This window comes from Pantoea endophytica (genome assembly GCF_002858935.1).
In the GTDB taxonomy this organism is placed as follows: Bacteria; Pseudomonadota; Gammaproteobacteria; order Enterobacterales; family Enterobacteriaceae; genus Pantoea; species Pantoea leporis.
In genome coordinates this window covers 36,226-52,074 of sequence record NZ_PJRT01000005.1, presented here as the reverse complement: position 1 = coordinate 52,074, position 15,849 = coordinate 36,226, and the positions used below count along the sequence as shown (strand labels likewise).

Below are 15,849 nucleotides of genomic sequence, written 5' to 3'. Positions count from 1 at the left end.
GCTTCCCCGAGGCGGCGTCACCTGCACTGATTGGTCAACTGCGCATTCTGCGATGACCACACATCCCTAACAGGGACCGTACCGTTCCATAAGGAGTGATCTATGTCGGCACATAGCATCCTGCAAGCCGAGCCACGCCGTTGGGCTATGTTTGTCATTTTATTGGTAGGTGCATTTTTGCCACCGCTCGATTTTTTTATCGTTAATGTGGCACTGCCTGCTATTCATAATGAATTGAGCACATCTTCCTCAGCAGAACAGCTGGTCATTTCATCGTACGCCGCTGTGTATGCCGTGACATTAATCACCGGAGGTCGTCTGGGCGATATTTATGGTCGGGGAAAAATGTTCTTTCTTGGGTTGATCGGTTTTACCGCGGCATCATTGCTGTGTGGATTTGCCTGGTCATCATGGATACTGATTGCTGGACGCATATTACAGGGCGCCACGGCCGCCATTATGGCTCCTCAGGCGCTCGCCGCCGTGCAGGTCATTTTCCCCGAAGCGGAGCGACCCTTAGCGCTCAGCATATATGGAGCCGTGTTTGGTCTGGCCTCCGTTATTGGACAGGTTCTGGGCGGCATTCTGATATCAGCCGATCTCTTCCACCTTGGATGGCGGACGATTTTTCTTGTTAATCTGCCTGTGACGCTGCTGGTGATTCTCTTTGGCCTGCCACTGCTGCAAGAAAAACGGCCGCGAGCTGCTCAGCGACTTGACCCCGTTGGCACACTGCTGGCCACATTAACGCTGAGTACACTGATTGTGCCGCTAATAGAAGGGCGTGAGGCGGGGTGGCCTTGGTGGACGTGGCTGTTATTTTCTGCTTTCCCGCTGCTGGCCTCACTGTTATGGCGATATGAGCACCACCTCAGTCGCAAAGGGGGATCGCCACTGCTCAACCCGAAGGTGTTACGTGCGCCAGGGCTGGGCCAGGGACTTATGATTGTTTTATTGTTTTATTCAATCGGCGCGTTCTTTCTTCTGTTTTCTGTCTATCTGCAGAGTGCCTTACATTTAAATGCCTTGGTTGCAGGCACGCTTTTTCTACCCTTTGGTGTCGGATTTCTCATTGGTCCGTTACTGACACCGTATCTGAGGCAGTATGCCGGAAATTACCTTAGCGCCATCGGAATGGGATGTGAAACCGCAGGTTTGGCAGGTATGGCAGGATTGATCGCTACGACGATGCCCGGTCACTCTCCCGCGATGCTGCCGCTCGCCATGCTGCTTTTCCTGACTGGGCTGGGGCAGGGGCTGGCGATGCCAACTCTGGTGCGGATGGTGACAGGCCGGGTCGCGCCACAGTTTTCAGGTATGATTGCTGGCGTAACCAGCTCGACATTACAAATTAGCACTGCGTTAAGTGTCGCGGTTATCGGCGGCATTTTTTACAGCATGCTGGGGAACGGTAACAGCGTCGCAATAATTACCCATGCTTTTATCGTCGCGCTTCTGACGATGGCTATCTGCCTGGCTGTAGGGGCAGGGTTAAGTATCAGGCTAATTCGGCGCTCCTTTGATCGCTCCATGACTCCGGATGGCTTATCTCAAAGGTAACGCGACAGTTCTCAGCTGACGGTAAGCGCCATATAATTAGGCAGCAAGCTGAGAACTTTTTTTATTTTTAGTTTCCTGACAGGCTGTTCAGTTTCTGCAGTTAATATGCACAACGATAATTCTTCGTTTTGCACGTACTTCAGGCAGATTATTTATTTTATCGTATCAGGGATTCATTCGGTATTCATGAATGAATCGTGACATAAGAGTCGTCCGCTACTGGCACAATAAGGATATGCGCGCATGGCAATATCTTCTATGCTCAATGAGCAATGGGTGGATAGGTTGAACATCCTGAGCGCTGAGAGCATTTAATGTTGTAAATGCTGACATTTATTAACTCATCAACTGGTGATGAAATTATGAAAAAATCTATCGTCCCTGAAGAATTTCAACACTATTTCGATGATTGGCACTTTTCCCCCGTTATCGAAGCAGATGGCACAGTATATCTTTCCGGTGTTACCGCAGCACGAAGAGATAAACCTATAAGTAAGCATCCTGAAGAACAATTTCATGATGCCTTTTATAAGCTTGGCGTTTATTTAAATGCCGCTGGTTTAAACTATGAACACATACTTGAGATGACCACTTTCCACATTGACCTCAAAAAACATATCGACGTTTTTTCCAGAGTAAAAGATGAGTATGTAAAGGCGCCATATCCAGCTTGGTCAGCTATAGGCGTGTCAGAGTTCATTCCTGAGAATGCCCTTGTGGAAATGCGGATTGTGGCCAAAAGATAGTTTTAGGCGTGGGCACTAAAATAATAGTTGTGTCGGTTTCTGGCATTAAGCGGACCGGTATGTCAGGTCCGCTATGAGCTGTGAGTTCAACGGGTCGATGCAACGCTATCCTTAATCAAGGGGGGGCGTTGCCATGAAACGAAGAACTCGGATTAACTACACGCCAGAGCAGAAGACGATTATCTGGGACAGATATAAGCAAGGTGATTCCCTGCATGATATCGCCAGAATGTTCGACAGATATCATTCTTCTATTATGCCCACTATCCACCAGACTGGTGGATACCGCCCCCCTGTCCGAAAGCGGCATCCGTTAGCGCTTTCACTTGATGAAAGAGAGGAAATATCCAGAGCGCTGGTAGCAAAAATCAGCATCAGGGCGATCGCAAACAAACTATCGAGAGCCCCCCCAACGATTAGCCGGGAGATAAAGAGGCACGGTGGTGCAAATCAATACCGTGCATCAAAAGCGGATACTGCTGCGTGGGAAAATGCTCTGAGACCAAAACCTTGCAAGCTAATTGAAAGACCCACACTGTGTAAAATCATCGCAGAGAAGATGCATCAGGACTGGTCGCCGGAACAAATCACCGGTTGGCTGAAACGCTGTTATCCGGATAATCAGGAAATGCATGTGTCACACGAAACGATATATAAAACGCTTTTTATACAAACCCGAGGTGCATTAAAAAAAGAACTGCAGCAATGCCTCAGAAGCGGAAGAGTCGTGCGTAGATCCAGAACATCATCGCTTAAAGGGAAAGGATTAGGGTCAATCCCGAATACGATCTCTATCAGCGAAAGGCCACCTGAAGCCGCCGACAGAGCCATACCAGGTCACTGGGAAGGTGACCTGATCCAGGGCTCTAAAAACTCCTATATCGTCACCCTCGTAGAACGTCATTCCCGTTTTGTTATGCTGGCCAGGATCAGGGACAACAAGACCATAACGGTTATATCTGCACTCATCAAACAAGCCCGGGAATTACCTGCTGAGCTTTATAAAACATTAACATGGGACCGGGGTGCTGAAATGACTAACCACACCCGGTTTACTGTAGCCACAGATATCCAGGTTTACTTCTGCGATCCCCAATCCCCCTGGCAACGCGGCTCCAATGAAAATACAAACAGATTGCTTAGGCAGTATTTTCCAAAAGGAACTGACCTATCGGTTCACAGCCAAGAAAGACTAAACAGCGTTGCCAGACAGCTCAACGAAAGACCGAGAAAAACGCTAGACTATGAATCACCCGCAGAGCGTTTTAACCAATGTGTTGCATCCATCAGTTGAACTCACAGCACAAAGCCGACATGCACACTGCACGATCCACTTTAACCGCGAAGCGGGTCACGTGTTAACAGCTCGGAGAGCGATGAGAAGAAAGCAAAGTATGATGACTCAATACTCACCTATATTTGCCCGACTGAAGACGGAGCGTTGAATATTGCCTATGCATTTTCAGTCGCGCCCACGCGTATGGCATGAGCATCATATGTCGCTGGATAATACCTGCTCGATAAAAAGCACGAAGCGAAACGCCGTGTCGAGGTCGGCGATGTTTAATGCGGGTCACTAAAGATCCTGAACTCATCAGCCGATAAATAGAGATCAGCTTTTGCGGCCCTAAGATGCCTGATAACAGGCTCTGGCAGTGCTGCGATGAAAAGCATGACGTTATCATTATCAGGCACTTTTTTAGCACCTGATGGGTTTTAGCAGCAGAAATAAATGTGTTCAGCATCATCGGCAAACAACGGAATCACCAGCATGAATATCGCGATCAAACCCACACTTTCTGCCGTTTGGTCGACGGATGCACGGGGCATTTGCATTGCCAGCCAGGAAAGCCCTGAAGGCTTATTGCCACTACTTAAAGGCATAACGCTTGGTGAGTGGCTTAGCCTTGCGCTGGTAGAGGAAGATGCAAAAATTGCGATGCAGCTGACAGCGGCATTAGAGCTTAAGACGCCATTTAATATAGAGGTGCCGATCAAGTGTCTGGATGGAACGATGCGCCATGTGATTGTTTCAGGTCTGCCGGCATGCCAACCAAGTGATTCTCATACACAGTTTAGCGGCTTCGTTTTAGATGTTACCGGACAGCGCAAAGCCCTTCAGGACGCGCTGCGTACGGCGACAGAATATCGTCTGTTGATAGAAAACAGCACTGATCTGATCGCCCACTGTGATGCGGATGGTCGGTACGTTTCGATCTCTCCTTCGTATAGCGAAATGATAGGCTGGTCAGCCGATGAAATGGTGGGCCAGCTGGTGGTGGACTTCCTGCATATCGACGATCAAAAGCCTGCTGCGGCAGTTCTGGCAAATATCTTCAACGGTGCTGAGTTACCAGACGTCGTCGAGGTGCGTAAAAGGCATCGTAACGGTCACTACATTACACTTGGCACTAAGGCCTGCGGCGTAAGCGATCCCTCTACAGGTAAAAATATCGGAGCAGTGCTGGTTTCGCGTGACATCACCCGGGATAAAGAAAAGATGTTGATGCTTGAGCTGCTAGCGACCCGCGACACCTTAACCGGACTGCCAAACCGAGCCTGGATCAACGACAAAGTGCAATCCATGCTTACGCACGTAGAAGATCCTGCGTATACGACTGTCCTGTTTATCGATCTGAATGGATTCAAAGCAGTTAACGATTCGATGGGGCACGCAATAGGGGATATGTTGCTGCAGCAGGTAAGCGAACGGCTACAAAGTTGCATGCGCCAGGGCGACTCGTTAGCACGCCAGGGAGGAGACGAGTTTGTCGTGGCAGCAACGTGCAGTAGTCATGATGCTGCAGCCGCTATTGCACTGCGCCTCATAGACGGCCTGAAAGATCCTTTTGCTATCAATGGCGTAGAAGTAAAGATCGGCGCATCGATTGGCATCAGCCTGGCACGATTTGGGACAAAAACGGTAAAAACCTTATTTGAAAATGCCGATACAGCGATGTATCAGGCTAAAGCACGACGTGATGGGTCATATCAATTTTTCCAACCTGATACGCTGCCAATGTGAGATTAAGCCAGCCCGTTTCACATGCTCTCTTCGGCGCTCAACTTCTTTTCCATTTAGCATGATCTTCAAGTATGTGATGAAGTTGGCCAGAGGAGGGCATGCCGGTCGCCGTTACCACGGTTAGGGCAAAATAGACCAGACTTTCAGTATGATTATGGCGTTTGCTGGTATTACAGGAAGCTGTCGTTTCCTTTTCAATCCAATCTGAGTAATGGTAAGAGCGTAACATAAGTTAAATTTTCTCGAAGTAAGCGTGTTTTTAAAACACGCTTCGTTTTTAAAATAATGTAACTAAAAAAATATAAAATATTTTCCCTAAAATAAAGGTTAATTTAAATTGAGTTATTTACGGAGTTAAATTAATCCAAAGCATTTAAAAATGCCAAATTTAACTTAAGTAATCCGTGATAACTCAAGCAGTTCTTATATTTTCCGTGCGTGATGAATTTGAGTGAAGCCCTTATTAATTTGTCGCGCAGGCAGGGTTAATTTCACTGTCTATAATTCCTCTTCTTCGGCAAAGCATCTTGAACTTTAAGAGAATTATAAATGAAAATATCTACACGTCTGGCTGCGGGTTTCAGTCTGCTCATTATTCTTTTCGTATTGTGCACGGGGGTTGCTCTGAACGCATTATGGCAGGCGCGGGATGGGATGGAAGATACGGTCAATAACAAGATGAAGCGCTTTACGCTGGTTCAGGATATGCGGGGAATTGCTCGAGATATGGCCATTGCCGTTCGCAACCTGGCTTTACTGAGCGATCCCGTAGAAATGCAGCCTGAATGGCAAAGATTAATCTCGCAGCAGAAAAATTATATCGAGAAGCGCCGTGAGCTGGTGGATAGCATGAGGATCAATGTTTCCTCTCACGGGAAGGAGGCTCTTGAAAAAGTCGTTGCCTCTGAGAGCGCCGCGATGGAGACGTTAATGATCGCAGGTCAAATGGGCCTCGATAACCGTCAGCAAGAAGCAACGGTTTACCTCATGAAAACTGCGCGACCGGCGCAACAGGCATTAATGGGATCGCTGGATGCGCTAACGAACATCGAAATGACACTCAGCAAGGATACGATGGCTGAGAACAGTGCATCCACGACACGTACAGCGTTTATTTTATTAATAATGGCGGCGCTCTCGGTGATTATTTCTGTGGTGACCGGTTATTTAATCGTACGTGTACTGATGCGTCAGCTAGGCGGCGAGCCCGCCCAGGCACAGGCACTGGCGGCAGCCATCGCCGCGGGGAATCTGACAACCTCAATAACCTTGCGCCGTAACGATAAACACAGCCTACTGGCATCGTTAGATCGTATGCAGGAGAGTTTACGTGGACTGGTATCACAAATTAAAGACTCGGCTGGATCCGTTGCTTTAGCCGCTGATGAGATATCAAAAGGCAACACTGAACTTTCATCGCGTACTGAACAGCAGGCCGCTGCGCTTCAGGAAACGGCCGCGAGTATGGAGCAACTCACGGCAACGGTGAAAAGTAATACTGCAGGTGCACAGCAGACGGCACAAGTTGCACGTGGGACAGCAGAGCTGGCGCGAGCTGGTGAGGCGGATGTGCAGAAAATGTCGGATACGATGAACGAGATTTCTCTCAGCGCGACAAAAGTGAGGGATATTACTTCCGTCATTGAAAGCATTGCCTTCCAGACCAATATTCTTGCACTCAATGCCGCCGTTGAAGCTGCTCGCGCCGGTGAAGAAGGAAGGGGATTTGCCGTGGTTGCCGGTGAAGTCAGAACGTTAGCACAACGAAGTGCGACTGCTGCACGGGATATCAAACAACTCATTGAGCAGGCCGTAGGGCAGGTGGAAAGTGGTGTGAACGTGGCGACAGGAACCGGGCAGAGCATCATGAAAATCGTCAGCATGGTAGGTGAGCTTGCGGATGCGATGGACGAGATATCTCTGGCTTCTTCTGAACAAATGCAGGGAATTTCACAGGTCAGCATTGCCGTCAGCCAAATGGATGGCGTAACACAGAACAATGCTGCATTGGTTGAAGAGTCCTCCTCTGCGTCGCAAGAGCTTTCTGCTCAGGCACATGCGTTACGAGGCATGGTTGAAGCGTTCCAGGTTTAATATTTTCATTTACATTGGGGCTCTTATTTAATCTGGGCCCCGCATTGTTTGAATTCTTTTCGTTCGACTCCGTGTGAAAACAGCCTTAGGCAAGCTTACTCTGTGGCTCTTCCTGTTAAGGATGGGTCGCTGAGATGGCGCTAAATACCTTGTCAGTGACGATGGCCGGGTATTACCGAAATATGAACTGCTCAGTGAACAATAATCACGATGCCAACAATGTCCGCTCCTGCCATAGTGGACGCTGTGCATGACAGCGTCCACTATGAGCGAAAAGTGGGTCGTCGCGTTTAAAGCAGGGTTTATTAACATTGTCGATGAATGGCAATGCAATCAACTCAGGATTGCCTGGGCTTAGCATTCAGCCTTTATTTACCCTTTTCAGCAAGCCGCTAAGTTTTTGCACAGCCGATGTGATAATCACAAAAAATACGGGCACAAAGAAGATGGCCAGCAGCGTACCGCTAAGCATCCCGCCGAACACGCCTGTGCCAATCGCATTCTGGGTGCTCTTACTGGCACCGTTTGCCATCATCAGGGGAACCACACCAAGAGTAAAAGCCAGTGACGTCATGATAATTGGCCGCAGGCGTAGTCGGGCTGCTTGCTTCGTTGCCTCAAGCAGCGGTTCACCCTGCGCATAAAGTTGTCGCGCAAACTCTACAATGAGGATGGCGTTTTTGGTTGAAAGCCCGATTAGTGTGATCATACCGACCTTGAAAAAAACATCGTTGGACATACCTGCGAGAAATACCGCCAGTAGAGCGCCAGCCATACCCAGCGGAACGACAAGTATTACTGAAAGCGGTACTGACCAGCTCTCATACAGCGCGGCAAGCACCAGGAAAACAATAAGAACGGATAAGGCGATCAGCAGCGGCATTTGAGCCGCTGAGCTACGTTCCTGCAGCGAGGTGCCAGTCCACTCGGCGTAATAGCCTGCTGGAAGAGAAGCGGCAAGTCGGTCCATTTCAGCCATCGCTGCCCCGCTGGAGTAACCAGCAGCGGCGCTGCCAGTGATTTTAATCGCCGGATAGCCCTGATAACGACTGAGCTGCTGCGGCGACTGGGTCCAGTCCGTCGAGATAAAGGCCGACAGCGGCACCATCTCACCCGAGGCATTCCTGACGTAAAGCTTGAGTAAATCTGCCAGCTGCATACGGTAACGGGAGTCCGCCTGCACAATAACCTGTTGTACTCGCCCGTTATCTACGTAGTCATTGACGTAGTTTGAGCCAATCGCGACTGACAGCATCTGATTAATGTCGTCAAAGCTGACGCCCATTGCCTGCGCTTTTTCTCTATCTACCTCAAGAGTGGCACTTACACCCGCAGGTAAACCCTCAATGTAGACATCACTGACCACGCCACTGTTATTGGCTTTCTCCGTTAGCTCTGAGGCTGTCTGCAACAATGCTGCAAAACCGCGGCCGGCACGATCTTCGAGGTAGAGATCAAAACCCGATGAAGTCCCCATATCAGAAATCGCGGGCGGCATCAGGCTCATTACCGTGGCGGCGGGATCGTCATTCATCTTCGTCTGGACAAATTTTGCTTCACCATCAGCGGTTGCGCCTTGCCGTTCGCCCCATTCTTTCAGGGTGGTAAAGGCCATCGCGGTGTTCGGACCGGATCCGGAAAAACCAAAGCCAAAGATGGAGATATTACTGGCAATGCCGGGCCTTTCCATGATCGTTTTTTCAAGCCGATCAACCACATGACGGGTTCTTTCTTGTGTGGCATCTGACGGCAACTGGATCGACGTCATAAAGTAGCCCTGATCGTCTTCAGGGATAAAGGATGAAGGCAGCGCCAGATAGGCAGCAAAAATCACCGCACTCAGCATGGCATAAATCAGCATGACGCGGCCGCCACGGCGCAGCGTGGCGTGCAATGCCCGCTCATAGCTTGTCGTTAGGGCACTGAAGCGGCGGTTAAACACGCCTGCAAAGCCTTTCTTTTCTACGCCGTGCTGCGCAATCGGCTTCAGCAGGGAAGCACACAGTGCAGGGGTCATCGTCAGCGCAAGAAAAGCCGAGACCAAAATGGAAACAGCCATCGAAAGTGTGAACTGCCGATAGATGACGCCAACCGAGCCGGTGGCGAATCCCATGGGAATAAATACGGCGGTAAGCACCAGCGTAATACCGATAATCGCTGGTGTAATCTCGCGCATCGACTCACGTGTTGCTTCTTTTGGCGACAGGCCTTTTTCAGCCATCAGGCGCTCAACGCTCTCCACTACCACAATCGCATCGTCAACAATGATGCCGATAGCCAGCACCATGCCAAACATGGTCAGCACATTAATGGAAAATCCGCTCATCAGCATTACGGTAAAAGTGCCGAGCAGCGCCACCGGCGCGACAATTGCCGGAATAAAGGTGTAGCGCAGATTCTGCAGAAATAGCAGCATCACCAGGAATACCAGCACCATGGCTTCAATAAAAGTGTGGATGACTTTCTCAATCGACAGCTTCACAAACGGCGCGGTATCAAACGGCACCGAGAACGCCATGCCCTGCGGCAGCACCGTTGAGAGTTCATTTAGCCGAGAACGCACGCCCTCCGCTGTGCTGACGGCATTGGCACCCGGCATCAGCTGGATCGCTGCGGCAGTAGCCGCATGGCCGTTTTCACGAATCGCGTACGCGTAGCTCTGTAGACCCTGTTCCACGCGCGCCACGTCAGCCAGCCGGACGCGCGAACCGTTACTTAGCGCCTTAAGCGTAATGTTGCGGAACTCTTCCTCAGAACTGAGCTGCCCTCGTACGTTAAGCGGGTAGGTCACAGCTTGTCCGGGCTGCGCCGGTTCATCGCCGATTCTGCCCGGCGAGACCTGGGCGTTCTGCTGGCTTAGCGCGGTGGTAACGTCGCTGACCGAGAGCTTATAGTTAAATAGTTTGACCGGGTCCAGCCATACGCGCATTGCTTTCTCAGCGCCGAACAGCTGTACTTTGCCAACGCCTGGCACGCGGCGTAGTTCCTCAAAAACGTTACGCGCAAAATAGTCGCTCAGGTCCTGTTCGCTGAATCGACCCGAGGGCGAGCGCAACCCGACGATCATCAGAAATCCCGCGTTGGCCGCCTCCACGTTCAGACCGTTCTGACGTACGGTCAGCGGCAGCCGGGATTCAACCACCTTGATTTTGTTCTGCACATCAACCTGAGCGAGCTTGATGTCCGTTCCGGGTTTAAAGGTCACTGTAATGCTGGCAGTGCCTGACGTATCACTTGAAGACTCGAAGTAGAGGATGTCGTCAACGCTGGAGATTTCTCTCTCGATCAACGAAATGACCGACTCATTCATCGTTGCTGGCGTGGCGCCGGGATAGGTCACCGTAATGCTGACGCTCGGAGGAGCCACAGCGGGGTACTGCGCCACGGGCAACCGCGGAATGGCAATTATGCCTGCCAGTACAATAAACAGGGCGATAACCCATGCAAAAACAGGCCTTTCAATAAAAAATTGCGGCATCGGAATATCCGGGAATAAGCAGTAAAATTTGCAGTGTGCGTTAGGATCAGATTTGTTCCGTATGGACGCGGCGGCCGATATCACTCAGCTGGGAGTATTTCTCCAGCAGTTGAGGGCCATTATCCAGGCTGGTAGCGAACATCCACATATAGGTCATGACCGAATAAATGTGCCCGGCACTGATCCCCGTTGTATGCGTCATCCAGATAATGGTCAGACTAAATAGCATGGCGACAAGCACGCCGATTGACAGATATCCCATTGCCTCGCGATCGGAGAGGCGTATGCGTAATCTGGCTAGCGTGGAGTAATGTCGCTGTAAAGATAACGATGTCGCCCTGCTAACAAAATCAACCTCTTTTTCCAGCCGATTATTGAGTTTGTTATAGAGCACTTCATTTTTACGGGCAAAACCAGGCAGGAAACAGGCCAGTAAAGCCAGGATGACCAAACAGGCAATACCCGCCCAGAATTCGATAATCAGCAACATTACTGCGGCACCCATCATCGAAAACAGCGAAGTGATGAGCATAGGAAAGTGCAGTTCAAAAAAATCAACAAACTCTCTCGACAACACTACCCGTGCTGCAACGGTTGAATGATTAAAGTTATTTTTACGTTGAGTCTTAATCACGGATACGGCCAGGGCCGCATAAATCCTGGCAAAAGTGCGGGTATCAACGCTTCTGCGCGCTGCACCCAGACACCAGATAAATAAGATCAATACGCCATAGAGCATCGCATTTATCGTCTGCCCGGACATGATGGCGTTAATGGAGACGCCAGCCAGGATCGGATACAACAGATAAGTGACGTTTTCGGCAACGACCAATAAAAAAGTAAAGAACAGCTTTTTGCGGTAGCGGTTAGCCAGTGATTTCAGCGTGCCGGAGGCGCTTGTGGTCGGGGAGATAGCCTTTATATTTTCAGTGTTCATGAGTGGTACTTCTGTTAAAATAGAGCAAGTGCTCAATAATGTTATATGTTATTTGAGCAATTGCTCAAAGTCAACTGAGGTAAGAGATGAACGCTAAATCTGAGCTAATGAAAGAGAAAATTCTAAATGCGGTTATTGAGTTATTTACAGAGAAGGGTATTGATAAGGTTAAAACGCGAGATGTGACAGAGTATCTGGGCCTGTCACGAAGCCATATTTACCATTATTTTAAAGACTGGCAGTCGCTGAGTCTCGCGGCAGTAACAAGTTTTATCAATGCAGAAATCAAGGAATTTCGTTTCATCATTCAGCCTTTATCCGCCAGGCAAAAATTGCAGGAATTTATTAACGGGATGATTACCGATGCCCCCGACCCGACCCGTAAATTATATGGTTCCTTATGGTTACTCTCTACTCATGACGAAGCTTACGCGAGTCTGATGCAAACCTTTCTGGATGAGTGGCATGAGGTTCTGGCAAACATTATCCAGACAGGCATGGACGAGCAGTCGTTCCGAATTGTTGATGTGCACCGCGTAGCGCGCCAGTTGGATGCAATGCTGTTTGGTTATAGTGAGCAGATCTTAACCCTGCCATCTAAAGGCTTAGTAGAGCAGGCGAAGGAAGATATCGACGATTTTATCCATAGAAACATACTGACATGCTGATAAAACATTAATTTAGCGTGACGGCTCTGAACTGCAAGGGTGGAGCGGTCAAGACTTAGGGGCGGCAGAAGCGTTTTGCTTCAACTCTGTCTCCTGCAAGCCCCCGGATGGATATGTTTAAATTATGAAGTGGGCTATTAAACGGAAAATTAGCTGTACCAGCAACATCCACTGCTGGGATTAACCAAATACAAATACAGCGCCATGCCCGTTCATCAATTATTTCAGACGACAACTCATTCATTCGTAACAGGCGCGGTTTTCGCATCGTTGTTAATTGGCCTGGTAGCCGTGTCAGGTTGGTTTTTTATCAAATAAGCGTTGGGATGGTCACCAAGGGTTAAAATTATCGACATCCCCGCCTCAACCATTCACCTGCCTGAAAGGGTTGTAAAATGTGTGTACGATCAGGGATATTGATGCGGCTATTCGCAGCGCAGGTGACGAAAGGGAAGGGATCAAGGTGAAAACGTCGGGAACCAATCTGGAACACGCACGGGCGCACAATCGCCGCGTGATCATTGAAGCTATTCGCCTGCACGGCGAATTGACCCGCGCCGAGCTGGCTCGTCTCACCGCGCTGACGCCGCAAACCGTGTCGAATATTGTGGCGGAGCTGGAGCAGGCCGAACTGCTCACCAGCCGCGCGCCGCGCAAACAAGGACGCGGGCAACCGGCAATTCCGGTGACGCTTAATCCCGCCAGCGCCTTTTCGATCGGCATCCATCTTGATCACCAAACGCTGCTGATTGTGCTGGTGGATCTCACCGGCGAAATTCATTTTCGCCGCCTGATTCTGGTACAAAAACCCCAGCCGGATGCCACATTAGCGCGCATCGCCGATGTGCTCAGCGAAATTAAAACGCAGCTGGGCGATCGCTGGCAGAAAGTGCTGGGCATTGGCGTGGTGATGCCCGGTCCGTTTGGTGTTGAGGGCATCTCGTCGATGGGGCCGACCACGCTGCACGGCTGGGAACAGGTGGATATCGAAGCCAAACTCGCCGCGATGAGCGGCGTGCCGGTGACGTTGGAAAACGATGCCACGGTGGCAGCAATTGGTGAGCGCTTTCATGGCGTCGCGCGTCAGCTCAATTCGTTTGTCTATCTCTACATCGGCACCGGTTTGGGCGCTGGCATCATCATGGATGGCCACGTCTATAGCGGCCATGCGCATAATGCCGGCGAAGTCGGGCATGTGGTGGTGGAGCCGGGCGGACGCGAATGTTACTGCGGCAATCACGGCTGTTTAGAACGCTATGTTTCACTGCAGGCGGCGTACGAGTTTTGCGGGCTCGATCCGATGACCGCTTTGCCGGAAGATTTGCTGGAAGTCGATCCGGCGCTGTTCGATAAATGGATCGATACCGTGTTAACGCCGCTGCGTCAGGCGATTAACCTGCTGGAATGCATCTTCGATGCCGAAAGCGTGATAATCGGCGGCATGATGCCTGCGGTGCTGCTGGATAAAATCATGCGTCGACTGCCGCCGCTCTATCAGTCGGTGCGCGGTCGCTACCTCACCAGAACACGCGTAAAGATCGGTATGACCGGCAGCGATACCGCCGCGCTGGGTGCCGCCGCGCTGCCGATTTTCGACGAGTTCAATCCACAGTTTAACGTGTTGATGAAGTAGCGGCCTGATCATGCCGCGACCTTCACTGCCGTTTTCCGCTTCTCCTTCATCTTCCAGCACAGCCACAGCGCAATGAACCACACCGGCGAAGCGGCTAGCGCGGCGAGCGTGTCGGAATCAAATATCATGATCACTACTGAAAACAGGAAGAACATCAGCGTCGCCCACGCCATCATCCTGCCGCCGGGCATCTTGAATTTGGATTTTTGATGCAGATCCGGACGCTGCCGGCGGTACACCAGATAAGAGACCAGAATCATACCCCAGCAATAGATCACCAGAATGGCGGCCAGCGTCGAAACGATGGTGAACAGTGTTGTCACATTCGGCACCAGGAACAGCAGCAAGGTGCCGCTCAGCATGCAGAAGCAGGAGAACAGCAGGCTGCGCAGCGGGATACGCGTGGTACGTGAAAGAATACGAAACTGCCAGTGGGCATGCTTCTCGACGGACAAGCCGTATAGCATGCGGGTGCTGGAGTAGACGCCGCTATTGGCGGAAGACATCGCCGAGGTGAGTGCGACGAAATTAATGATCGCTGCCGCCGCAGGCAAGCCGGCTTTGGCAAACAGCGTCACGAACGGGCTGGTATCCGGCGATACCCCTTGCCAGGACGTCACCGCGATGATCACCATCATCGAGAGCAAGTAGAAAATCACAATCCGCAGCGGCAGAGAGTTGATCGCGCGCGGCAAAATTTTCTCGGGATCGCGCGTTTCTGCCGTCATGGTGCCGAGCAGCTCAATGCCGGTGTAAGAGAAAATCGCGATCTGGAAACCAGCCAGAAAACCGGTGATGCCATGCGGCATGAACACCGCAGGATCGGTGAGGTTGTGCACCGAGGCTTTAACGCCATCCGGCGAGGTCCAGCCGGTAAATATCATCCATCCGCCGGTGATGATCAGCGCGATGATGGTGATCACTTTGATCAGCGCAAACCAGAATTCAGCTTCACCAAAAGCCTTCACCGACAACATGTTAAACAGACACAAAATACCGAGGGTGAACAGCGCGGGTATCCACGCCGACATTTCCGGGAACCAATACTGCATATACGCGCCGCATACCACCACATCGGCGATGCAGGTCACCACCCAACTTAGCCAGTACGACCAACCGAGAAAGAAGCTGGCTTTGGGGCCGAGATAATCACTGACAAAATCGGCAAACGAGCGATAGTCGAGCCGACTAAGCAGCACTTCCCCCATTGCCCGCATCACCATATAGCTAAAAAAACCCACCAATAGGTAGATGATTAATATCGAGGTTCCGGCTACCGCAATATTGCGTCCCGCGCCCATAAACAGCCCGGTACCGATCGATCCGCCCAGCGCGATCATCTGAATATGGCGTTCGCTCAGCCCTCGCTGCAGTTTTTGCGGGGCGTCGTGAGCCCGAGCAGGCTGAATCTGCCCTTGTGTAGGTTTGTTAGACACAATGATTCCTTCAGTCTGGCGAAAAGACGCATGACGATGCCTGCCCGCAAGCATCAATGGCAAATATGGGTTAAACCTTAAAGAGGCACGTTTAAATAGATGAAAGAAAAACGAAATTAATAAAACGCTAATTCATGATGGAGGTTTCCAGCTGGGTTTTACTCATCGTGGTGGCGTGTGTTAACAAAGTCAATGCGGAAAAATAACAGTTTATTCACTTTTTGATGACCATCAAAGAACTGAAAAATAGGGATAAAATCAAAATTTATGCA

General features: G+C 50.4%; 10 protein-coding genes. 7 read left to right on the top strand and 3 right to left on the bottom strand.

The window, feature by feature from the left end; all coding sequences use genetic code 11:
• Positions 1–102: 102 nt before the first annotated feature.
• The 5 genes from PZBJ_RS02695 (at position 103) to PZBJ_RS02675 (ending at position 7,425) form a co-directional block, all read left to right on the top strand.
• Positions 103–1,560: an MFS transporter gene (locus PZBJ_RS02695; RefSeq protein ID WP_101761071.1), complete on the top strand. Its 1,458-nt coding sequence runs from the start codon at positions 103–105 to the stop codon at positions 1,558–1,560.
• Between the two features lie 362 nt (positions 1,561–1,922).
• The gene (locus PZBJ_RS02690) at positions 1,923–2,306 is read left to right on the top strand and encodes a Rid family hydrolase (RefSeq protein WP_101761070.1); all 384 of its coding nucleotides are present in this window, start codon (positions 1,923–1,925) and stop codon (positions 2,304–2,306) included.
• Positions 2,307–2,439: 133 nt separating this feature from the next.
• Complete coding sequence (locus PZBJ_RS02685; protein WP_101761069.1) at positions 2,440–3,600, top strand: IS30 family transposase; 1,161 nt, start codon at positions 2,440–2,442, stop codon at positions 3,598–3,600.
• 477 nt (positions 3,601–4,077) lie between these two features.
• Positions 4,078–5,331 carry a sensor domain-containing diguanylate cyclase gene (locus PZBJ_RS02680; RefSeq protein ID WP_101761068.1) on the top strand — a complete coding sequence of 418 codons (1,254 nt, stop codon included), beginning with the start codon at positions 4,078–4,080 and terminating at the stop codon, positions 5,329–5,331.
• 549 nt (positions 5,332–5,880) lie between these two features.
• Positions 5,881–7,425, top strand: a complete 1,545-nt coding sequence (locus tag PZBJ_RS02675) for a methyl-accepting chemotaxis protein (protein WP_101761067.1) — start codon at positions 5,881–5,883, stop codon at positions 7,423–7,425.
• A 361-nt stretch (positions 7,426–7,786) separates the two neighbouring features.
• Here PZBJ_RS02675 and PZBJ_RS02670 read toward each other — a convergent pair whose 3' ends face one another.
• Positions 7,787–10,903: a multidrug efflux RND transporter permease subunit gene (locus PZBJ_RS02670; RefSeq protein WP_101761066.1), complete on the bottom strand. Its 3,117-nt coding sequence runs from the start codon at positions 10,901–10,903 to the stop codon at positions 7,787–7,789.
• Between the two features lie 46 nt (positions 10,904–10,949).
• Positions 10,950–11,840 carry an ABC transporter six-transmembrane domain-containing protein gene (locus PZBJ_RS02665; RefSeq protein WP_101761065.1) on the bottom strand — a complete coding sequence of 297 codons (891 nt, stop codon included), beginning with the start codon at positions 11,838–11,840 and terminating at the stop codon, positions 10,950–10,952.
• A gap of 86 nt (positions 11,841–11,926) precedes the next feature.
• Between PZBJ_RS02665 and PZBJ_RS02660 the strand changes: the two genes are divergently transcribed.
• Positions 11,927–12,508 (top strand): TetR/AcrR family transcriptional regulator, encoded by a 582-nt coding sequence (locus tag PZBJ_RS02660; protein WP_101761064.1) that lies wholly within the window; start codon positions 11,927–11,929, stop codon positions 12,506–12,508.
• A 463-nt stretch (positions 12,509–12,971) separates the two neighbouring features.
• Positions 12,972–14,141 (top strand): ROK family transcriptional regulator, encoded by a 1,170-nt coding sequence (locus PZBJ_RS02655; RefSeq protein WP_101761063.1) that lies wholly within the window; start codon positions 12,972–12,974, stop codon positions 14,139–14,141.
• An 8-nt stretch (positions 14,142–14,149) separates the two neighbouring features.
• Here PZBJ_RS02655 and PZBJ_RS02650 read toward each other — a convergent pair whose 3' ends face one another.
• The gene (locus PZBJ_RS02650; protein ID WP_101761062.1) at positions 14,150–15,577 is read right to left on the bottom strand and encodes an amino acid permease; all 1,428 of its coding nucleotides are present in this window, start codon (positions 15,575–15,577) and stop codon (positions 14,150–14,152) included.
• Positions 15,578–15,849: the final 272 nt, after the last annotated feature.